This is a genomic window from Embleya sp. NBC_00896, assembly GCF_045207785.1.
Classification (GTDB): Bacteria; Actinomycetota; Actinomycetes; order Streptomycetales; family Streptomycetaceae; genus Embleya.
In genome coordinates this window covers 725,404-745,729 of record NZ_CP108776.1, presented here as the reverse complement: position 1 = coordinate 745,729, position 20,326 = coordinate 725,404, and the positions used below count along the sequence as shown (strand labels likewise).

The 20,326-nt window shown below is 72.8% G+C and carries 16 protein-coding genes; 9 read left to right on the top strand and 7 right to left on the bottom strand.

What is annotated here, in order from left to right:
- Positions 1–454: 454 nt before the first annotated feature.
- Positions 455–769, bottom strand: coding sequence for a DUF1330 domain-containing protein (locus OG928_RS03485; protein ID WP_406279006.1), 315 nt, complete (start codon positions 767–769; stop codon positions 455–457).
- 152 nt (positions 770–921) lie between these two features.
- Between OG928_RS03485 and OG928_RS03480 the strand changes: the two genes are divergently transcribed.
- Entirely contained in the window at positions 922–1,875 is a 954-nt protein-coding gene (locus tag OG928_RS03480; protein WP_406279003.1) for a helix-turn-helix transcriptional regulator, read from the top strand.
- Positions 1,876–2,043: 168 nt separating this feature from the next.
- Positions 2,044–3,552, top strand: coding sequence for a helix-turn-helix domain-containing protein (locus OG928_RS03475; RefSeq protein WP_406279000.1), 1,509 nt, complete (start codon positions 2,044–2,046; stop codon positions 3,550–3,552).
- Positions 3,553–3,730: 178 nt separating this feature from the next.
- On the opposite strand, the gene OG928_RS03470 is transcribed toward OG928_RS03475, so the two are convergent.
- Both OG928_RS03470 and OG928_RS03465 read right to left on the bottom strand, forming a co-directional pair.
- Positions 3,731–4,420: an ANTAR domain-containing protein gene (locus OG928_RS03470; protein WP_406278997.1), complete on the bottom strand. Its 690-nt coding sequence runs from the start codon at positions 4,418–4,420 to the stop codon at positions 3,731–3,733.
- Positions 4,421–4,712: 292 nt separating this feature from the next.
- Positions 4,713–5,840, bottom strand: a complete 1,128-nt coding sequence (locus tag OG928_RS03465; RefSeq protein ID WP_406278994.1) for a uroporphyrinogen-III synthase — start codon at positions 5,838–5,840, stop codon at positions 4,713–4,715.
- Positions 5,841–6,302: 462 nt separating this feature from the next.
- On the opposite strand from OG928_RS03465, the gene nirB reads away from it, so the two are divergent.
- Both nirB and nirD read left to right on the top strand, forming a co-directional pair.
- Complete coding sequence (nirB, locus tag OG928_RS03460; protein WP_406290756.1) at positions 6,303–8,807, top strand: nitrite reductase large subunit NirB; 2,505 nt, start codon at positions 6,303–6,305, stop codon at positions 8,805–8,807.
- Positions 8,804–9,172 carry a nitrite reductase small subunit NirD gene (gene nirD / locus OG928_RS03455; RefSeq protein WP_406278991.1) on the top strand — a complete coding sequence of 123 codons (369 nt, stop codon included), beginning with the start codon at positions 8,804–8,806 and terminating at the stop codon, positions 9,170–9,172. The genes nirB and nirD overlap by 4 nt, the downstream gene beginning before the upstream one ends.
- A gap of 138 nt (positions 9,173–9,310) precedes the next feature.
- Here the strand turns inward: nirD and OG928_RS03450 are convergent, their stop codons facing one another.
- Complete coding sequence (locus tag OG928_RS03450; RefSeq protein ID WP_406278988.1) at positions 9,311–10,732, bottom strand: FAD-binding oxidoreductase; 1,422 nt, start codon at positions 10,730–10,732, stop codon at positions 9,311–9,313.
- Between the two features lie 288 nt (positions 10,733–11,020).
- Here OG928_RS03450 and OG928_RS03445 point away from each other — a divergent pair, with 288 nt between their 5' ends.
- A complete protein-coding gene (locus tag OG928_RS03445) occupies positions 11,021–12,343 on the top strand; it encodes a nitrate/nitrite transporter (protein WP_406278985.1) in 1,323 nt (440 codons plus the stop codon).
- Positions 12,344–12,430: 87 nt separating this feature from the next.
- On the opposite strand, the gene OG928_RS03440 is transcribed toward OG928_RS03445, so the two are convergent.
- The 3 genes from OG928_RS03440 to OG928_RS03430 form a co-directional block, all read right to left on the bottom strand.
- Complete coding sequence (locus OG928_RS03440) at positions 12,431–13,747, bottom strand: MFS transporter (protein ID WP_406278982.1); 1,317 nt, start codon at positions 13,745–13,747, stop codon at positions 12,431–12,433.
- Positions 13,744–14,316 (bottom strand): ArsR/SmtB family transcription factor, encoded by a 573-nt coding sequence (locus OG928_RS03435; RefSeq protein WP_406278979.1) that lies wholly within the window; start codon positions 14,314–14,316, stop codon positions 13,744–13,746. The genes OG928_RS03440 and OG928_RS03435 overlap by 4 nt, the downstream gene beginning before the upstream one ends.
- Positions 14,317–14,402: 86 nt before the next feature.
- A complete protein-coding gene (locus OG928_RS03430; RefSeq protein WP_406278976.1) occupies positions 14,403–14,663 on the bottom strand; it encodes a hypothetical protein in 261 nt (86 codons plus the stop codon).
- A 96-nt stretch (positions 14,664–14,759) separates the two neighbouring features.
- Between OG928_RS03430 and OG928_RS03425 the strand changes: the two genes are divergently transcribed.
- From OG928_RS03425 to OG928_RS03410, 4 genes are all read left to right on the top strand, one after another.
- Positions 14,760–16,262, top strand: coding sequence for a sensor histidine kinase (locus OG928_RS03425; protein ID WP_406278973.1), 1,503 nt, complete (start codon positions 14,760–14,762; stop codon positions 16,260–16,262).
- A 98-nt stretch (positions 16,263–16,360) separates the two neighbouring features.
- On the top strand, positions 16,361–17,044 hold the full coding sequence (locus OG928_RS03420; RefSeq protein WP_406278970.1) for a response regulator: 684 nt from the start codon (positions 16,361–16,363) through the stop codon (positions 17,042–17,044).
- 134 nt (positions 17,045–17,178) lie between these two features.
- Positions 17,179–18,870 carry an FAD-dependent oxidoreductase gene (locus OG928_RS03415; protein ID WP_406278967.1) on the top strand — a complete coding sequence of 564 codons (1,692 nt, stop codon included), beginning with the start codon at positions 17,179–17,181 and terminating at the stop codon, positions 18,868–18,870.
- Positions 18,867–20,285 (top strand): ATP-binding protein, encoded by a 1,419-nt coding sequence (locus OG928_RS03410; protein ID WP_406278964.1) that lies wholly within the window; start codon positions 18,867–18,869, stop codon positions 20,283–20,285. The genes OG928_RS03415 and OG928_RS03410 overlap by 4 nt, the downstream gene beginning before the upstream one ends.
- The last annotated feature ends 41 nt before the right edge of the window (positions 20,286–20,326 follow it).

Sequence of the window (20,326 nt, the reverse complement as noted above, 5' to 3'; positions counted from 1 at the left end):
TCGACGCGGCGGCCGAGCTCTTCGACGCGGGCGTCCCGCGTACGACCCGACCCGCAAGCTCACCCCGATCACCCCGGAAACCCTCCGCGAAGTCCACCGCGCGGTGGAGGGCTCGACCATTGATCGGGAAGATCGTCGTAGCCTCCGAATCACCCCCTGACGCCGGGTCCACCACGCGCGGCCCGGACCCTCCGCCGGCATCGGGGCCGCGACCAGCGGTCGACCTCGGCGGCGTGAGCGGCACGGTCCGGTAGCCGTACCCGTACCCGTACCCGGGAGTGGCGGCCAGTCGTGACCGGCAGTCGGCGCACGTGGGCATGGCCTCGCCCGGCCGATGACGTTGGTCGGGCCGGGCGAGGCTTTTCCCAGGTCCGGCGGCGCCCATGGGGAAGGAAGCGCGGCCGGGGGGAGATCAGGGGTCGGTCGTCGTGGGCCGGTCCGCGGCGCGGCCGGGTCACGCGCCCGTGCGGTAGCCCTCCGGGACGCCTTCGACGACGATTACGGTGCCCGAGATGTGGTCCGTGCGCAGCGGCAGGATCTCCAGGTATGCGGGGGAGGCGTACCAGTCCTTCGCGAGCTCCGTCGACGGGAACTCGAGCATTACCAGGTAGTCGGGGTTCGGCTCGCCCTCGAGCAGCTCGTGCTTGCCGCCGTGGACCAGGAAGCGCCCCTGGAACGGGTCCATCGTGGCCTGGATCTTGTCGATGTAGACCTGGATGTCGGGGTGCTGCTCGTTGATGGTCAGCTGGGCGATCGCGTAGGCGGTCATGATGCGTCCTCCGTGAGGGGCTTCGAGACGGTTCGAGGAGGGCCTCGGTCCGACAAGGAAGACGCTACGGACGCGCGGGCGCCACGGAATCAGTCGTGTATAGGTACTTGGCGGGGGTCGGTCGACCACGTCGAGGGCGCATCCTTGGACGCGTGAAATCCGATCGGCTGCTCTCCATCCTGCTGCTCCTCCAGACCCGAGGCCGCGTCCCGGCGGCCGAGTTGGCCGAGCGGCTGGAGGTGTCGGCGCGGACCATCTACCGCGACGTCGAGGCGTTGTCCACGGCCGGCGTGCCGGTGTACGCCGAGCGCGGCCGGCACGGCGGGATCTCGTTGCTGCCCGGGTTCCGCACCGATGTCACGGGCCTGACCTCGGACGAGGCCCGCGCCCTGTTCGTGCTCGCCGAGCAGGGCGCCCACGCGGCCCTCGGGCTCGACGGCGCGCTCGGCTCGGCGCTGCGCAAGGTGATGGTCGCGTTGCCCGCGCCGCATCGGCCGGCCGCCGAGGAGATGACCCGCCGGGTGCTGATCGACCCCCAGCGGTGGATGGTGGGGCCGCGCCCCTCGGTGGACGTCGGCGCGTTGCAGGACGCGGTGTTCGCGGACCGGCGGCTGCGGATCCGCTACCGGCGCAGCGGCGCGAGCACGGCGCGGACGTACACCGTCGACCCGTACGGGCTCGTGGCCAAGGCCGGCACGTGGTACCTGGTCGCGGACCGGGCCGGCGCGCCGCGGCTGTTCCACACCGACCGGCTCACCGCGCTGACCGTCACCGACGAACCGGTGCGGCGCCGGGACGGGGTCGAATTGGCCCAGGTGTGGCACGGGTTGCGCCGCGACGTCGACGAGCAGCCGGCCGCGGTCCGGGTCCGGGCCCGGGTGCGGCGGTCGCGGCTGGACATGTTCGTCCGGATCATCGGGGCCTGGATCGCGACACCGCCAGAGGAGTACGACGCCGAGTGGGTGACGGTCGAGCTCGGCTATCCCGCGCTGGGCGCGGTCCGCCAACTGCTCCAGTTCGGCACGGACGTCGAAGTCTTGGACCCGCCGGAGGCCCGCCGGACCGCCGCCGAGACCGCGGCGGCGATCATCGGGCTGTACGCCTGACCGCGCGCTCGTCGGTCCCGAACCCGGCGTGCTTCTCGCGCACCCGGGCCGGCGCGATCGGGGTTCGGGTGTGAGGCGTGTCGCGTGGATCCGGAAGGACAGTGTCCGTGCCGCTCCGTGTTCATACGATCATCGGACGACGATGGGCGAGGGCTTGGGGGCACGGCGGTGCGGGTCGAGGAACTTTTGGGCATACCCGAGCTGCGACTGGCCCTGTTGGCGGGTACGGAGGGGCCCGGGCGCGAGGTGCGCGGTGTGTATCCGGCCAACCTGCCCGGTTCGGGGCGGGAACTCGCCGCCGGCGAGCTCGTGGTGGTCGGCGCGGCCGGCTGCGGCGAGGACCCCGCGCGGTTCGTCCGGGTCCTCGCGGGCGGCGGCGCGGCCGCGATGGTGGTGCTCGGCGATGTGCCGCACGCGCTGGTGGAGGCGTGCGGGCGGGCCGGGCTGCCGCTGTTCCTGGCGCCGCGCGCGCTCGCGTACGACCGGATCGCGGCCGTCGTCGCGGCCCGGGTCGGCGCCGAACGCGCGCTCGGCGCCGAGCGGTTGTTGCGCCGGCAGCGCGGCCTGATCGCGGCGGTGGCCGAGGGCGCGGACACCCAGGACCTGGTCGACCTGCTGGCGAGCGAACTCGGCGCGGCCTGCCGGGTGGTGTCGCCCGCCGGGCGGGTGCTCGCGGCGGCGGGCCCGATGTCGGGTGCGGCCGAGATCGCGCGGGCCGCGCTCGCGGCGGAGCGCCTGCCGGTCGTGGTCGGCGGGAACACGGTCTTCGCGCTCGGGCGGGGGCCGGCCCTCGTGGGCTACCTGGTGTGCGCCGGCGACCGGACCGCCGACCCGGCGCTCGCGCAGAGCACCGACCTGCTCGTCCTCGCGGGCGCGCGGCGCGCCGAACGCCTGACCGCCGAGCGCGCGCACGCGTGGGAGCTCGTCGACCTGGTCGAATCGGGTGCCGAGCCGGCAGAGGTACGGGCCCGGCTGGCCGCGGCGGGCGTCGCGGCCGAGGCGGTGCCGATCGTGTGCTGCTCGGCCGGCGAGGCGGCGGACGCGGTGACGGGGCGGCTGGTCGAGGATCTGATCGAGCACGTCCTGGCGGCCGATCCGGCGGCGCGGTGGGTGGTGGCGCACGGCAAGGAGGAGTCGGTCGTGTTCGCGTCGGCCGGGCCCGGCGGGGCGGGGCGGATCGCCCGCGCTTTGGAGCGGGCGGCGCGGTGGTGGGAGCCCTTGCTCGGGCGGGAGCGGGTCGCGGTGGGGATCGGGGGCACGTCCCCCACGTGGGGGACGGCATTGGCCGAGGCCAGGGGCGCGCGGGACCTCGCGTGGGCGCGCCCCGGCCGGCTCGCGGTCGCCGCCGGCCACGAGATCGACGCGTACCCGGCCCTGCTCGCGGCGGTGCCGGAGCGCGTCCGCGCGGTGTTCGCCGACCGCGTCCTGGGCGGCCTGCGCGGGTACGACGCCGAGCACGGGACCGATCTGGTCGGCACGCTCGCGGCGTTCCTGGCGGTCAACGGCTCGTGGCAGCGCTGCGCGGCGATGCTGCGCGTGCACGTGAGCACGCTGCATCAACGGATGGGCCGGGTCCGGGATCTGACGGGCCGTGACCTGTTCTCGGCGCGGGATCGGGTGGACCTGTTGCTGGCACTGGAATCGGTACGGCCCGCGGGGACCGGGGCGGACTCCTGAGGGTGGGGCACCCTCGACGCGGGGAATCACCGGCGTGGAGCGGCGATGGCACGGGCACTCCCAGGAGGATCGAAGCGGCTTTCGTCCGCATTTCGTGTCCATGGTCGGCTCGGCTTGTCATCAATTCCGACATTTAACGCAATCTCGCGTGTCGCCCACGGCCGCGGCCGGCGAGCCCTCACGCGCCCCCGTCCGTCGGCGCGAACCGCAACCGCCTTCGCACCACGTCCTCGGCGACCTCCAGGAGCGGCCGATCGTGGCGGTAGGCGTGCGCGCGCAAGAGCACCAACGCCTGTTCGACCGACACGCTCGCCTGCACGCTGATCATGCCGCCGGCCTGATGCACCACCGCCCGATGCAGGTGCGTCGGCGACTCCGCGTCGGCGAACGCGTCGGCGCGTGCACCGCCGTCGAGCACGACCGCCGTCAACGCGGTCGCGACGATGAGCGCGTCGTCCATCGTGGCGGCCGACAGCGGTCCGACCGCCCCCCGATGCAGAGTCAGCACACCCGGACACGCGCCGCCGAGCCGCAGCGGGAAGCAGAACACCGCGCCCACGCCCAACTCGATCGCGGCGGGTAACAGGATCGGCCAGCGATCGCGGCGGACCCGCGTCAGATCGGATTCGAGGACGAGCGCACAACTCCTGGTCGCGTCCGGCGTCGGACCTTCGCCGAGGGTGGACTGGAGGTCGTCCAACGCGGTGCCGACACCGGGTGTCGACCACACCAGTTCGCCGGCCGCGCCGGGTACGACGAGCGACACGGCGATCCCGTCGACGTCCAGCGCGCGGGCGCAGTCGTGCGGATCGCCACCGATGAGATCCGGACCGGAACCGGCGGACAGGTTCCGCAGGACACGAGCCATGTCCGCGCCGGAGGCCACCGCGTCCACCGTTCCCAGAAGTCACCACACCGCGCGCCACTCGACCGAGGGCTCCGTCCCCGGAAGCCTACTCGCGCACGGCCGCGCAATCGCCGCAATCGCGCCTTGGGCGCGGCGCTCCGGAGTTCCGGCGTATCGTGCCCTGGGCGGCGCTCCGGCGCCCCGGCGATCCGTCGACGCGACGGCAAACGCAAGCGGTTCGGCGAGCGCACGCCGTCCGGAGGGTCCACGCCATCCGGAGGGTCCACGCGGTTCGGGTGGTCACGCGGTTCGGTCAGCTCGCCACGGCCAGCCGGTAACCACGCTTGGTGACGGTCTTGATCAAACCCTTGTGCGGCCCCAACGCGGTGCGCAGGCGCGCGACCGCCGCCTCCACCGCGTGCTCGTCGGCGGAGGCTCCGCGCCAGACCCGGCGCAGGAGTTCGGCCCGACTGAGCACCCAGCCCGGCTTCTCGGCCAGCGCGCGCAGCACCGCGGCCGGCACCGGTGACAGCGAGATCACCCCGCCCCGCACCAGGACCGCGTTGCCCTGCAGGACCAGCCGATCGGTGCCGGTGTCCAACTCGCGCCGGACCCGCTCCGGAAGCGTCTCGGTCACGGTGCGCACCAGCGAGCCCAGCCGGCCGCGCTCCGGCCACACCGCGTCCACGCCCTCGTCCAGCAGCGGCTTCGCGCAGATCGAACCGATACACACCGGCAGGAGTTCCGTCCGCAAGGCGGCCAGCACCTCCTCGCGCCGATTCAGCTCCCCGGCGGTCTCCAGGAACGCGCTGATCGCGGGCGCGCTCGTGAAGGTCAGCGCGTGCAGTTCGCCCCGGACCACCTGTTCGACCAACCGGCGGACCGCCGCCGGATCCTCCGGTGGACCCCAGCGGTAGACCGGCAGCTCGATCACCTCGGCGCCGCGCTCGCGCAGCGCCGAGGCGAAGCCCTCCAGCGGCGCGCCGTGCTCCTGGATCGCGATCCGCCGGCCCCGCAAATCCCGGGCGAGCAACCAGTGCAGGAGCTCGTCGTTGGCCTCCGAACCGGGCGAGTACATCTCGCGCAGGCCGGACGCGCGCACCGCGCCGGTGGCCTTCGGGCCGCGGCTGATCACCGTGGCCGCCGCGCACAGCCGCAGCACCTCGTCCGACCGCCCCCACCCCTCGGCCGCGTTCATCCAGCCGCGCCAGCCCACGCCCGTGGTCGCCACGACGTAGTCGAGCCGCTCCGTCAGGCAGCGCTCGGTCGCCCGCCGCAGGACGTGGTCCTCCCGCAACGGGACGATGCTCATCGTCGGAGTGCCCACGACCTTCGCGCCGCGCCGCTCCAGCAGTGTGACGAGTTCGTCGCGGCGTCGAGCGGCCGTGACCCCGACCGTGAGCCCGACGAGGGGTTCGGTCGCGCCTGTACGAGTAACCATGCCGTGAGGTTGACGGATCGGCGTTACGGGGGTGTTGCGGGCCGATCACCTGGGGGTTAGGGCTCGAATCCGAATGGCGCCCGATCGTGTCGCCGTTCTCACCGTCTCCACCCGCCGGGGTGAGGCAGCCGTACCGCTCGCGCAACATCCGGGACCAGGATGCGTAACAGCGAGTCGCGAGGCTTCCGACATGAAGACGCCACTCGTCGTGCCGATCGGGACACCCGGCCTCCGCCGCCGCGCCACGCGAAGCGGTCCGGGCCCACGCGCCTCGACCGGCGGCGGGCTGTCCGGCGGGCCGTCCGGTGGGTCCGGGGCCGCCGGCGCCCAGGGCCGGCCGCCGAGGGCGCCCACGCGGGAGGCCGCCGGCGCCGACGCGGACCGGCCCGCTCGTTCCACCACTCAAGGAGCCCACTCGTGACCGATGCCAAGCAGACGAACGTGGTCCTGGTCGGCCACGGGATGGTCGGACAGCGCTTCCTGGAGGCGCTGGCCGAGCGGTCACCGGCCGGCGCGCGGGTGACCGTCCTGGCCGAGGAGCCCCGGCGCGCCTACGACCGAGTGCACCTGACCTCGTGGTTCTCCGGCACCAGCGCGGACGAACTATCGATGTGCAGCGCGGAGTTCGCGCGGGAGAACGGGATCGACATCCGACTCGGCGACCCCGTCGAGACGATCGACCGCGCCGCGCGCACCGTCACCACCGGGGCCGGCCACACCTTCCCCTACGACACCCTCGTGCTGGCGACCGGGTCGTATCCGTTCGTGCCGCCCGTGCCCGGCCACGACACCGCCGGCTGCTTCGTCTACCGCACGATCGAGGACCTGGAGGCGATCAAGGCCGCCGCCGCCGACGCCCGGATCGGAGTCGTGGTCGGCGGCGGACTGCTCGGGCTCGAAGCCGCCGGGGCGCTCACCGCGATGGGCCTGGACACCCACGTGGTCGAGTTCGCGCCGCGCCTGATGGCCCTGCAGATCGACGAGGGCGGTGGCGAGCTGCTGCGCCGCAAGATCCAGGATCTGGGCGTGACCGTGCACACCGGCGCCGGTACCCAGGCCATCACCGACACCGCGGGCCGGGTCACCGGGATGATCCTGTCCGACGGCACCGAACTGGCCACCGACCTGGTGGTCTTCTCCGCCGGAGTACGCCCGCGCGATCAGCTCGCCCGCGCGGCCGGCCTCGACGTCGGCGAGCGCGGCGGGATCGTGGTCGACGAGTACTGCCGCACGAGCGACCCGAGCGTGCTGGCCATCGGCGAGTGCGCGCTGACCGTCGACGGCCGGGTGTACGGCCTGGTGGCGCCGGGCTACGCGATGGCCGAGGTGGCCGCCGCACAACTCGCCGACGAGGTCGACGACCCCGACAAGACCTTCACCGGCGCCGACCTCTCGACCAAGCTCAAGCTGCTCGGCGTGGACGTGGCGAGCTTCGGCGACGCGCACGGCGTCGCCGAGGGCTGCCTGGATGTGGTGTACTCCGACGCGCTCGCCGGCGTGTACAAGAAGCTCGTGATCGGCGCGGACGGCGTCCTGCTCGGCGGCGTGCTGGTCGGTGACGCGGACGCGTACGGCACGCTGCGCCCGCTGACCGGGAGCCCGCTCCCCGCGCCGCCGGAACAACTGGTGCTGCCGGCCTCGCTCGGCGCGCCCGTGCAGTTCACGCTGCCCGACGCGGCCGTGGTGTGCTCGTGCCACGCGGTCACCAAGGGGACGATCCGCGACGCGGTCACCGCGCACGACTGCGTGGATGTGCCCGCGGTCAAGAAGTGCACCAAGGCCGGTACCGGCTGCGGCAGTTGCGTCAAGCTGATCGGCACGATCGTCAAGGACGAACTGGCCGCCGCCGGCATCGAGACCATGCGCGGCGTGTGCGAGCACTTCGCGAACCACACCCGCGCCGAGCTGTACGAGATCATCCGGGTCAAGGGCATCACCACGTTCGCCCGCCTGATCGACGAACACGGCACCGTCCAGGGCCCGGACGCCGACGGCTGCGACGTGTGCAAGCCCACCGTCGGCTCGATCCTGGCCAGTCTGGCCCAGGGCCACATCCTGGACGGCGAACAGGCCTCGCTCCAGGACACCAACGACCACTTCCTCGCCAACATCCAACGCAACGGCTCCTATTCGGTGGTGCCGCGGATCCCCGGCGGCGAGGTCACCCCCGAGGGGCTGATCACGATCGGCGAGATCGCCCGCGACTTCGGCCTCTACACGAAGATCACCGGCGGGCAGCGGATCGACATGTTCGGTGCCACCGTGGACCAGCTCCCGCTGATCTGGAGCCGGCTCGTGGCGGCCGGATTCGAGTCGGGCCACGCGTACGGCAAGGCGCTGCGCACGGTGAAGTCGTGCGTCGGGCAGACCTGGTGCCGCTACGGCGTGCAGGACTCGGTCGCGCTCGCGATCGAGCTCGAACTGCGCTACCGGGGCCTGCGTTCGCCGCACAAGCTCAAGTCGGCGGTGAGCGGCTGCGCCCGCGAGTGCGCCGAGGCGCAGAGCAAGGACTTCGGGGTGATCGCCACCTCCGAGGGCTGGAACCTGTACGTCGGCGGCAACGGCGGGATGACCCCGCGGCACGCCGACCTGCTGGCGACCGATCTCGACCACGACACGCTGATCCGCACGATCGACCGCTTCCTGATGTTCTACATCCGCACCGCCGACCGCCTGGAGCGCACCGCGCCGTGGCTGGAGCGGATCGAGGGCGGCCTCGACCACGTGCGCGCGGTGATCATGGACGACTCGCTCGGCATCTGCGCGGACCTGGACGAGCTGATGGGCCGGCACGTCGAGACCTACGCGGACGAATGGGCGGCGACGCTGGCCGACCCCGAACGGGTCCGCCGCTTCGTGTCGTTCGCCAACGCGCCCGGTACGCCCGACCCGACCGTGCGGTTCACCGCCGAGCGGGACCAGATCAAGCCCGTGCTGTTCGAAAAGCTGGAGGTACGCAGCCGATGACGACCACCGAGACCACCGTCGAGACGACCGTCGAGATCGCGACCGGGACCGGCTGGACCGCGGTCTGCCCGTACACCCACCTGATCCCCGGCCGCGGCGTCGCGGCCCTGATCGAGGGCGAGCAGGTCGCCGTCTTCCGGGACCGCTCGGGCGAGCTGTACGCCCTCGCCAACCGCGACCCGTTCAGCGGCGCGTACGTCATGTCGCGCGGCATCGTGGGCCGACGCGGCGACGTGCCGACCGTCGCGTCGCCGATGTACAAGCAGGTCTTCGACCTCCGCACGGGGGAGTGCCTGGACGAGGAGACCGCCCCGGACGGCACCTCGCCCACACTGCGCACGTGGCGCGTGCGCGCGCGGGGGTAGTCCCGAACCGCCGAGCGGGCGCGCCCAACGTCGTGCGCACCCGCTCGTGCGTTGTTCCTGCGGATCACGGGGATTCCCCGACCCCACGGCCCCGCCGACCCTGTTCGGCGTTCGTGATCGCGGGGCCGGGGAGGTGGGTCACCTCGAAGTGGTGTCGAGGTTGTGGTTGCCGGGGAAGAGGTTGGTCGGGTCGTAGGTCGCCTTGAGGGTGGCCAGACGTGTGCGGGCCTTCGGGTCGTACATCGCGGCGACCTGGTCCTGGGTCGGGGGGACGCCGTCGCCGTAGACGAAGTTGAGGTTGCGGCCGACCGACAGCGGCTTCAGGACGTACTGCACCTTGGCCTGGAGTTCGCGTGCGACGTCGAGGTCGGCGGGGCCGTCGAGCATGGCCACCACGCGGACGATGTAGCGGGCATCGCGGTGCCCGACCGCGTTGCCGACGGCCGGCTGCCGCGACAGCGCGCCGCCCAGTTGCCGGACCTCGTGCATGACCATCAACGGCGCGTTGGGACCGGCGAGTTCGTACACCTCGCGCAGCGTGGCCGGGTCCAGGTCGCGGACCATCACGTTGTCGCCGAGGTAGGCGTGCGGATGCGCCGGGTCGTTGTGGATCGTGTGCGAGTCGGCGTACGCCAGGTCGGCGAGGTCGTCGATCAGCCGCGGGCCGACCGCGCGCAGCGGGGCCACCAGGCGCTCCCCGTCGGCGGCTGCGCCGGTGTACACGATCTTGATGCTCGCGGTGTGCCGGCCACGCAGCGGCGGCGGGACCTGCGCGATGTCGGGCAGGCCGATGAACGAGATCGACGACGTGACCTCGTCGGGCAGGGTCTCGGTCCACGCGAGGTACGCGGCCGTCGCCGCCTCGACGAGGTGGCTGTCGAAGATCAGCGAGCCGCCGTAGACCCGGGCCACCGGCACCAGGTCGAACTCGACCGAGGTCACGATGCCGAAGTTGTCCCGCCCGCCGCGCAGCGCCCAGAACAGGTCGGGGTCGCTGTCGGCGGTGACGTGTCGAAGCGTCGCGTCGGCGGTGACCACGTCGATCGCGCGGACGTGGTCGGCCGCGTAGCCGAACTCGCGGGCGAGCAGGCCCAGGCCGCCGCCGAGCGTGTACGCGACGACGCCCACGTGCGGGGCCGAGCCGTTGAGCGGGGCCAGGCCGTGCGGGGTGCTCGCGGCCACCACGGCCGCCCAGCGCACACCCGCCTCGGCCCGCGCCGTCCGCGCCCCGGGATCCACGCGCACCCCGTCCATCCGCCGCGTCGAGATCAGCAGCCCGCCGGCGCCGGCGTCCGCCGGGGCGTGGCCCGTGGCCTGGACCACGACCCGCAGCCCGTGCGCCCCGGCGAACTCCACCGCCAAGCGCACATCCTCGGCGCCGGCCGCGCCCACGACCACGTCGGGGCGGGGCCGGAACGCGGCCTGGAATCCGGACCGCTCCTCGTCGTATTCGGCATCGCCCGGCACGTACACCGGCCCGTCCACCCGCTCGGCCAGCACGGTGATCGCGGCGGCGAACGCCGGGTCGCCCTCGTGACGATGAGCGTTGTTCTCGGCCATGGGTGTCTCCCTTCGTGCGGGGCGCAGTCTGCACGCCCCTTGTTCCTGTGCGAGACACCCTGCCTCGATAACTTGACACCCGCCGTCAAGTTTTCCGGCCGTTGTCGAACGGCTGTCACCGGGCGGGGAGCTTCCGCCCGGGTCCGGCCGCGATTCCTCACAGCGCGCCTATCGCGACATTGAGCGAGTTGTAGCGTCGCCGACCGGGACGGCGCACCGGGCCGAAACCTGACGTTCCTAGCGTGAGGGAACGTCAGCTACCAAGCCCTCCCGGACAGGCAGGTCCCCGTGACGACAACCGTCAGCGCCTCGACCCAGGCAGTTCGCCCGCTCGACGACTGGCAGCCCGAGGACGAAGCGTTCTGGGCCGCCGCCGGCGCCAAGATTGCCCGGCGCAACCTGATCTACTCGGTACTCTCCGAGCACATCGGCTTCTCGGTCTGGAGCCTGTGGTCGGTCATCGTGCTGTTCCTCGGCCCCGCGTACGGGTTCGACCCCGCGCAGAAGTTCACCCTCACCGCGGTGCCGACCCTGGTCGGCGCGGCGATGCGGATCCCGTACACGTTCGCGGTCGCCCGCTTCGGTGGCCGGAACTGGACCGTGGTGAGCGCGCTGCTGCTGCTGTTGCCCACGACGCTGATCGCGATCGTGCTCGAACCCGGCGTCTCGTACGAGACGCTCCTGTGGGTCTCGGCGGTCGCGGGCGTCGGCGGCGGCAACTTCGCCTCCTCGATGGCCAACATCAACGCCTTCTACCCGCAGCGGCTCAAGGGCTGGGCGCTCGGGATCAACGCGGGCGGCGGCAACCTGGGCGTCCCGGCGGTGCAGCTGGTCGGCCTCGCGGTGCTGGCGACGGCGGGCGCGAAGCACCCGCGGCTGCTGATCGCGGTGTACGTCCCGCTGATCGTGATCGCGGCGCTGCTGGGCGCGCGGTACATGGACAACCTCCCGGCGCTGCGCAACGACAAGGGCGCGATGCGCGAGGTGGCGCGCGATCCGCACACGTGGGTGATGTCGCTGCTGTACATCGGCACGTTCGGTTCGTTCATCGGCTTCGGGTTCGCGTTCGGCCAGGTGTTGCAGGTGCAGTTCCACGCCGAGTTCGCGACCCCGGTCAAGGCCGCGTACCTGACCTTCCTGGGGCCGCTGCTCGGCTCCCTGGTCCGGCCGATCGGCGGCCTGCTCGCGGACCGGTGGGGCGGGGCGCGGGTCACCTTCTGGAACTTCGTCGCGATGGCGACGGGCGCGCTGATCGTCTACGTCGCGTCGCGGCAGGAGTCGCTGGCGCTGTTCCTGACCGGCTTCGTGCTGCTGTTCATCTTCAGCGGCGTGGGCAACGGCTCGGCGTACAAGATGATCCCGGCGATCTTCGCGGCCAAGCTCGGCCCCGGCGCGGCCGCGCGACGCCTGTCCGGCGCCCTGATGGGCATCGCGGGCGCGGTCGGCGCGCTCGGCGGGGTCCTGGTCAACATCGCCTTCCGGGAATCGTTCCTGAACTCCGGCCGGGGCGACTCCGCCTACCTCACCTTCCTCGGCTTCTACGGCCTGTGCATGGTGGTCACCTGGGCGGTCTACCTGCGCCCGTCGAAGCACCGGCTGGTCGGGGTGTGACACGGTCGGTCGCCGACCACCGCCGGTCCCGAGTCCCGGGTGGGACTCGGGACCGGCGGCACGTCCCGGACCGGCCCGGGACATGCCCTACGCCACCTGCTCCGCCACGCGCGTGTCGACGCCCGCCTCCCTGGTCGTCGGCAGGTCGCGGTGGCGGGCCACCGGCGAGAAGAGCAGGATCAGGGCGGCGGACGGGATCGCCGCCGCCATCACCCACACCGTGGGGCGGACGCCGATCGTGGAGCCCAGGGTGCCGGCCAGGACCGCGCCCAGCGGGATGGTGCCGTAGTTGATGAACTGCATGCTCGCGGTCATCCGACCGAGCAACCGCGGCGGGCAGTAGCGCTGTTGGAAGCCCGCCTTGATCACGTTGCCCGCCACGACCCCGGCCACCATCGCGAAGTTGCCGACCGCGAACAGTACGAGGCGGACGCCCTCGCCGGTCAGCGGCACGAGCAGGACGAGCACCGGCAGACCGAGTTCGAACGCGATCGTGGCCCGCGCGGTGCCGATTCGTGCCGCGACCCGGCGGCCGACGAACGCCCCCGCGACGCCGCCGATCGAACCGATCGCGATCAGGCCGCCGACCGCGCCGGGGCTGACCCCCACGGTCCGGACCAGGAACACCACCTGGATCGATTGCAGCCCGACCAGGCCGAGGTTGGACGCGCCGCCGAACAGCGCGAACGTGCGCAGCCACCGGTCGTGGGCGACCAGCCGCAGACCCTCGCCGATCTCGCGGACCACCGAGCGCCCGGCTCTCGCGTCGGCCGCCCGGTCGGTCACCCCGCCCGCCCCGCCCGCCCTGGCCGTCTCGGGCGGCGGTTCGCGGTGCCGGATGCTCGACAGGCACGCGAACGAGGTCAGGAACGTGCCCGCGTTGACGAACATCCCGTTGACCGCGCCCACGAACTGCGCGATCAGACCGCCCGCGCCGACCCCCGCGATCTGCGCGGCGGACGCGCTGCCGTGCAGCTTGCTGTTGCCCTCGGACTGGTCGGCCGGCTCGAGCAGGCTCGGCAGGTAGGCGGTGTAGGCGGTCTGGAAGAAGACCGCGGACGCCCCGGTCGCGAGCGTGATCGCCAACAGCAGGCCGACGCTCAGGATCCCCGCCCAGTGCGCCGGCGGGACCGACAGGAACAGTGCGAAGGACGTCGCGGCGGCGCCGAGCATGATCGGCCGGCGCGCCATTCGGTCCACCCACACGCCCACCGGCAGCCCGATCAGCAGCCACGGCAGCCAGGCCGCCGCGCTGAGCAGGCCGACCTGGAACGTGCTCGCGTCCAGCGTGGAGACCGCGATCAGCGGCATCGAGACGCCGGTGACCGAGGCACCGAACCTGCCGGTGGTCTCACCGAACCACAACAGGCGGAAGTCGCGGTGTCTGCGCAGCAGTCCACTCATGTCGGTTCCTCGGATCGGCGCGGAAGGGACTGGTACTGGAGCACGACCGTGACCGCGCCGGGCTGCTCCGGTGCCTGCGTGTACTCGCTCACGAGCGCGACCACGCGGTCGTTGAGCTCGGCGAGCTGATCGGCCGTCAGGCGCACGCCGCTCCAGTCCGAGACGGACCGGGCGCGTACCCATTCCGGGCCCATCTCCTGGGCGTCGCCGTACGTGGCGACCATCCGCTCGGCCTGTTGCCGCAGGGACTCGTCCTCGAACACGGCCAGCGCGCCGCTCGTGGCCGGGTCGTCACGGAAGTCGCTGGTGTTCAGCTGTCGCGGGTTGTAGACGGCTCGCCACCAGCGCTCGCGCTTGGTGCCGCGGTCGGGGTCGTCCTCGATGAAGCCGTGCTCGGCCAGGGTGCGCAGGTGCCAGCTGACCGTGCCGGTGCTCTCGCCGAGTCGCGCGGCGAGGTGGGTGGCGGTGGCGGGGCCGTCCAGCTTGAGGAGTTCGACTATGCGCATGCGCAGCGGGTGGGCGAGGCCACGCAGGCTGCGGGCGTCCATCCGCGGGAGTGGATTGGGCATGCCCCGACTCTAATAGGCAGAGACTTCTCTGCAAAGGACTCTCTGCAAAGAATCCTCTGCAATATTTCGGGGTGTGTCGCCCGATCTCAGGGCGTGCCGCCCAGGGCCGCCGGCGCCGGCGGCCCGCAGCACGGTGCCCCGGTTTCCCCGCTCGCGCCCGGCACATGGGGTGCGGTGGACGCGGTCTCGGTGGGGCTGATCGACACCGGGACCGGGGTCGGGTGCGGCCCGTCCGAGTCGTGCGTGAAGTGCAGGACGAGGGTCACCACCAGACCGATCACGATCACGGTCACCCCGACCAACGCCTGCACGGTCTCGCGATGCGGCGGCCGCCGATTCTCGGACATAGCGCCACGTTAGGCGTCTTGGCGGCGCGCCAGCAGGGTAAGTCCGGGACTTTCGACAGAGGTGTCGTCGCGACGGGGCTCGCTACCGTCTGGGACATGCGCACAACCCCCGCCGCCTGGGCCGGTGACCTGGCCCTGTGGTCCCTGGTCGCGGTCGGCATGCTGACGGTCAACTCGCCGCTGCCGATCTCCTCCGCACACGCCGCGACATTCGCGATCGGGCTCGGCGCGGCGGCCGTGCTCGGCCGGATGTATCCGCCCGCGGCCGTCACCGTCACCGTCTTCCTCGCCCAGGGCGAGCCCCGGTTCTACGCCGCCGTCGTGCTCGCCGCGTTCCTCGCGGGACGGCGGTCCACGGACGGCCCCGGCCTGCCCGGCCGGCTCGCCGCGCTGATCGTGCCGGCGCTGGTGGGGGCGTGGATCGAGGATCCGCTGCCGACCGAGTTCGCGGTGCTGCCCGCCGAGCTGCTCATGCTCGCCGTGCTGCCCTGGCTGGTCGGCCGCTACCGGCACCAGTGGGTCGCGCTGCACGAGCGCGGCTGGGAGCGGGCCGCCCGGCTCGAACGCGAGCGGGACCTGGTCGAGGAGCGGACCCGGCTGCGCGAGCGGGCCCGGATCGCGCAGGACATGCACGACTCGCTCGGCCACGACCTGAGCCTGCTCGCGCTGCGCGCCGCCGCGTTCGAACTCGACCGCACGCTGGGCGAGGAGCAGCGCGAACGGGCCGGCGAGCTGCGGGCCGGCGCCGGGGCCGCGACCCAGCGCCTGCACGAGATCATCGGCGTGCTGCGCGAGAGCGACGAGTCGGCGCCCGCGGATCCGGTCCACGAGGACCCGGCCGCGCTCGTCGAACGGTGCCGGGCGTCGGGGATGGTGGTGCGGTACACGGTCGTGCCGGCACAGCCGACCCCGATCCCGCCGATGGTGGCCCTCGCGGTGCACCGGATCGCGCAGGAGTCGCTGACCAACGCGGCCAAGCACGCGCCGGGCGCGGTGGTCCGGGTCACTGTCACCCACGTGGGCGACCTCAGCACCGTCGAGGTCGCGAACGGCCCCGCCGTCCGCGTCGGCGACGTCGCCCCCACCGGCAGCGGCTACGGCCTGGTCGGCATGCGCGAGCGGGCCCGGCTCCTGGGCGGCACCCTGGACGCCGCCCCGACCGACGACGGCTTCCGCGTCGTGGCCCGCCTCCCGCACCACGCCGCGCCCGCGAGCCCGGACACCGCCGCGGGCCGGTTCGAGCAGGGCCGCCGACTGCGCCGCGGCTTCGTCAAGGCGCTGGCGTGGACCGGCGCCGGGGTGGTCCTGGCCGCGTCCGCGTACGCGTTCTCCACCACGGGCGCGGCCGTGGCCCCGGAGGACTACGACCGGATGCGGATCGGCCAGACCCGCGCGGAGCTGGCCGCGACGCTGCCGGACGACCAGTACCGGGACCGCCCCGAGAGCGAGCCGCCGATCCCCGCCGACGCGCGCTGCGAGTACTACACCAACGGCGATGTCTTCCCCAGCCGCGTGTTCCGGCTGTGCTTCGCACACGACGTGCTGGTGGCCAAGGACGTCGTCCCGCTCGAACGACGACGCGACGCGACCCGACCCTGACGACCGGCCCGACTTCCCCACGGATCCCACGACTTCCATCGGATCCACCCGATCCGCCCGATCCGCCCGGATCCCCGCCCCATCCCCAAGGAGCAGCGTTGAGCACCACCGAACGGCCCAGGATCCGAGTCCTGCTCGCCGAGGACGAACGGCTGATTCGCGCCGGCGTCCACCTGGTCCTGGCCGCCGACCCCGAGATCGAGGTGGTCGCCGAGGCCGCCGACGGTCGCGAGGCGGTCGAACAGGCCCGCAGGTTCCGCCCGGACGTGGCCCTGATGGACATTCGGATGCCGAACATGGACGGCCTCGCGGCGACCGCCGAGCTGCGCCGGGTGGTGCCCGAGACCGCCGTGGTGATCCTGACGACGTTCGGCGAGGACGCCTACATCTCCACCGCCCTCGACAGCGGGGCCACCGGCTTCCTGCTCAAGTCCGGCGACCCGCGCGAGCTGATCGCGGGCGTCAAGGCGGCCGCCGAGGGCGGCGCGTACCTGTCCCCGCAGGTGGCCAAGCGGGTGATCGCCCACCGGGCCCCGACCCGACCCGTCCGCGATTCCGACGGCGGCGCGCGGGTGGCCCTGCTGACCGCCCGCGAGCGCGAGGTGTTGGCCCTGGTCGGCGAGGGCCTGTCCAACCTGGAGATCGCCCAGCGCCTGCACCTGGTCGAGGGCACGGTCAAGACGCACGTCAGCGCCATCCTGGCCCGCCTGGGCGTACGCAACCGGGTTCAGGCCGCGATCCTCGCGTACGAGAGCGGCATCGTCGGCGGGCACGCGCCCTGACGGCAGGCACGACACTCCCCACCTGCGGGTTCGGCCGGGAGGATAACGTGGCGGACGCACTGCCCGGCGCATGGCCGCGGCCGGTTTCGGGCAGTCGTCCCCTTCCGTGCTCCGCCCATCCCGTAAGGACATCCGTGGACAAGCCCGTCTTGCTGACCGTCGACGACGACCCGGCGGTCTCCCGTGCCGTCGCCCGTGACCTGCGGCGACAGTACGGCGACCGGCACCGCGTCGTCCGCGCCGAATCGGGCGACCAGGCGCTGGAGGCGCTGGCCGAACTGCACGAGCGCGGCGAGGACGTCGCGGTGCTGATCGCCGACCAGCGGATGCCGCAGATGGACGGCGTCGCCTTCCTCGAACAGGCCGCGCACCTGTACCCGCGCGCCAAACGCGTCCTGCTGACCGCGTACGCGGACACCGGCGCGGCGATCCGGGCGATCAACGACGTGGACATCGACCACTACCTGCTCAAGCCGTGGGACCCACCGGAGGAACGGCTCTACCCGGTCCTGGACTCGCTGATCACCGCGTGGGAGACCGCGCCGGTGCCGGACGAGAGCTGGGCCACGGTGATCGGCGCGCGCTTCTCCGCGCCGTCCTTCGAGTTGCGCGACTTCCTCGCCAACAACGGTGTGCCCTACCGCTGGTACGACGTCACCCAGGCCGAGGCCCGCCGGCTGCTGCGCGAGACCGGCACCACCGAGGCCGACGTGCCGGTCGTGATCGCGCCCGACTCCACCGTCCTGCGTGCCCCGTCCAAGGGCGAACTGGCCGAGTACGTCGGCCTGTCCGTGACGCCGACCGGCGACCTGTACGACGTGGTGATCGTCGGCGGCGGCCCGGCGGGACTGGGCGCCGCCGTGTACGCGGCCAGCGAGGGACTGCGCACGCTGCTCGTCGAACGCCAGGCCACCGGCGGGCAGGCCGGGCAGAGTTCGCGGATCGAGAACTACCTCGGCTTCCCGGACGGCATCTCCGGCTCGCAGTTCATCGGCCGCGCGCGCCGCCAGGCGCTCAAGTTCGGCGCGGAGATAGTCAGCACGCGCGACGTCACCGGCCTGATCGTGGACGGTGACGTCCGCTCCGTCTCCTGCGACGGCGACGTGGTCGCCAAGGGCCACGCGATCGTGCTCGCGACGGGCGTGTCCTACCGCACCCTGGACGCGCCCGGCCTGGCCGAACTGACCGACCGCGGCGTCTACTACGGCGCCGCGCTGACCACCGGCCCCGACACCCGCGACCAGGACGTGTACATCGTCGGCGCGGCCAACTCGGCCGGGCAGGCCGCGGTGTTCTTCGCCCGCTACGCCCGCCGGGTGATCATCCTGGTCCGCGGCGCGGGCCTGGAAGCCTCCATGTCGCACTACCTGATCGAGCAGCTCGCGCAGATCCCCAACGTCGAGGTGCGCGTGCGCACCGAGATCACCCGGGCGCACGGTACCAACCGGCTGCGCGAACTCACCCTGCGCGATCGCGACTCGGGCAAGGAGGAGACCGTCCCCGCGTCCTGGCTGTTCGTCTTCATCGGCGCCAGCCCGCGCACCACGTGGCTGGAGGGCAGCGGCGTGCGCCGCGACGACGACGGCTACATCCTCACCGGCGGCGAACTGGTCGAGGACTGCGACGGCGAGCTCGACGGCTGGGCCCGCCCGCCGTTCATCCAGGAGACCGCGGTGCCGGGCGTGTTCGCCGCGGGCGACTCGCGCGCGGCGTCGGTCAAGCGGGTCGCGTCGGCGGTCGGCGAGGGCGCCATGACGGTCATGCTCGTGCACCGCTACCTCGACACCCTGGGCACCCGGACCCCGGCGAAGGAGGGCTCCCGATGAGCGTGTGCGACGCGCTGCCGCCCGAGGAACTGCGCACGCTCTTCCTGTTCGAGAAGCTCGCCGACGAGCACCTGAACTGGCTGTGCGAGCACGGCAAGGTCAAGGCGTTCCCGGCCAACACGACGCTCTACAACGAGGGCGACCCCGGCGAGTGCTTCTTCGTGCTGCTGACCGGCGAGGTCACCATGAACCGGGTCGTCCGCGGCGGCGAGTTGGAGGTGCACCGCTCGTCGATGCGCGGCGCGTACGTCGGCGCGGCCCTGGCCCTGAACGGCGACGGCGACACGCCGGCCGCGCACGCGTACGGCAACACCGCGCGCACGCACACCGACTCGACCTTCTTCGTGCTGCCGGCCGGCGAACTGGCGCAGGCGTTCACCGAGTGGTTCCCGATGGCCGCGCACCTCGTGGCGGGCATGTTCCTGGGCGGGCAGCGCAATCGGGACGCGGTCGGCCAGCGCGAGCGGATGATCGCGCTCGGCACGCTCACCGCCGGGCTCACCCACGAGTTGGGCAACCCGGCCGCGGCGGCCGAGCGGGCCGCCGCGGGGCTGCGCGGCCGGCTCGGCGAACTGCGCCGCGCCCGTGCCGAACTGGCCGAGGCGGGCGCCGACGCCGCCGCGATACAGGCGCTGGCCCGGCTACAGGACGACGTGTTGGCACACCGCGAGGTCGAGCCGCCGCGGCTGCGCCCGCTGGAGTTCTCCGACCGGACCGACGAAGTGGCCGAGTTCTTCGAGGACTTGGGCATCCCGGAGGCGTACGACACCGCGCCGGCGTTCGTGCACGTGGGCCTGTACGAGGACTGGGCGCGGGCAGCGGGCGCGGCCCTGGGCCCGGCCGCGCGACCGGGACTGAGCTGGCTCGCGGCGACCCTGGAGGGCGAGGCGCTGCTGGACGAGGTCGCCGACGCGCTCGGCCGGATCACCGAACTCCTGGCCGCCGCCGGGCAGTACACCCAGATGGACCGCGCCCCGTACCAGGAAACCGACCTGCGCAAGGGCCTGGACAGCACGGTCGCGATGCTCGCGGGTCCGCTGCGCGACATCCGGATCGAGCGCGACTACGCCGCCGACCTGCCGCGGATCCAGGCCTACCCGGCCGAGCTCAACCAGGTGTGGACCAACCTGATCGACAACGCCGCCGACGCGATGGCCGGCGAGGGCACGCTGACCCTGCGGGCGAGTTCCGACCCGGTCTCGGTGGTGATCGAGATCGAGGACACCGGCCCCGGCATCCCGCGCGACATCCAGGACCGGATCTTCGAGCCGTTCTTCACCACCAAGACCCTCGGCGAAGGAACCGGGCTCGGCCTGGACATCTCCTACCGGATCATCGTGCAACGCCACGCCGGCAGCGTCGCGGTCTTCTCCGAACCGGGCCGCACGACCTTCCGGATCACGCTGCCGCGCTGATTCAGGCTGATTCGCGCTGATCCGCGCCGAGTTGCGCCGAA

What these genes read in the sequence shown, in the direction of transcription:
- OG928_RS03485 (WP_406279006.1), bottom strand. Translation starts at nt 769, where the DNA reads ATGACCGCCTACGCGATCGCCCAGCTGACCATCAACGAGCAGCACCCC.
- OG928_RS03470 (WP_406278997.1), bottom strand. Translation starts at nt 4,420, where the DNA reads ATGGCTCGTGTCCTGCGGAACCTGTCCGCCGGTTCCGGTCCGGATCTC.
- OG928_RS03465 (WP_406278994.1), bottom strand. Translation starts at nt 5,840, where the DNA reads ATGGTTACTCGTACAGGCGCGACCGAACCCCTCGTCGGGCTCACGGTC.
- nirB (WP_406290756.1), top strand. Translation starts at nt 6,303, where the DNA reads ATGGTCGGACAGCGCTTCCTGGAGGCGCTGGCCGAGCGGTCACCGGCC.
- nirD (WP_406278991.1), top strand. Translation starts at nt 8,804, where the DNA reads ATGACGACCACCGAGACCACCGTCGAGACGACCGTCGAGATCGCGACC.
- OG928_RS03450 (WP_406278988.1), bottom strand. Translation starts at nt 10,732, where the DNA reads ATGGCCGAGAACAACGCTCATCGTCACGAGGGCGACCCGGCGTTCGCC.
- OG928_RS03440 (WP_406278982.1), bottom strand. Translation starts at nt 13,747, where the DNA reads ATGAGTGGACTGCTGCGCAGACACCGCGACTTCCGCCTGTTGTGGTTC.
- OG928_RS03435 (WP_406278979.1), bottom strand. Translation starts at nt 14,316, where the DNA reads ATGCCCAATCCACTCCCGCGGATGGACGCCCGCAGCCTGCGTGGCCTC.
- OG928_RS03430 (WP_406278976.1), bottom strand. Translation starts at nt 14,663, where the DNA reads ATGTCCGAGAATCGGCGGCCGCCGCATCGCGAGACCGTGCAGGCGTTG.
- OG928_RS03425 (WP_406278973.1), top strand. Translation starts at nt 14,760, where the DNA reads ATGCGCACAACCCCCGCCGCCTGGGCCGGTGACCTGGCCCTGTGGTCC.
- OG928_RS03410 (WP_406278964.1), top strand. Translation starts at nt 18,867, where the DNA reads ATGAGCGTGTGCGACGCGCTGCCGCCCGAGGAACTGCGCACGCTCTTC.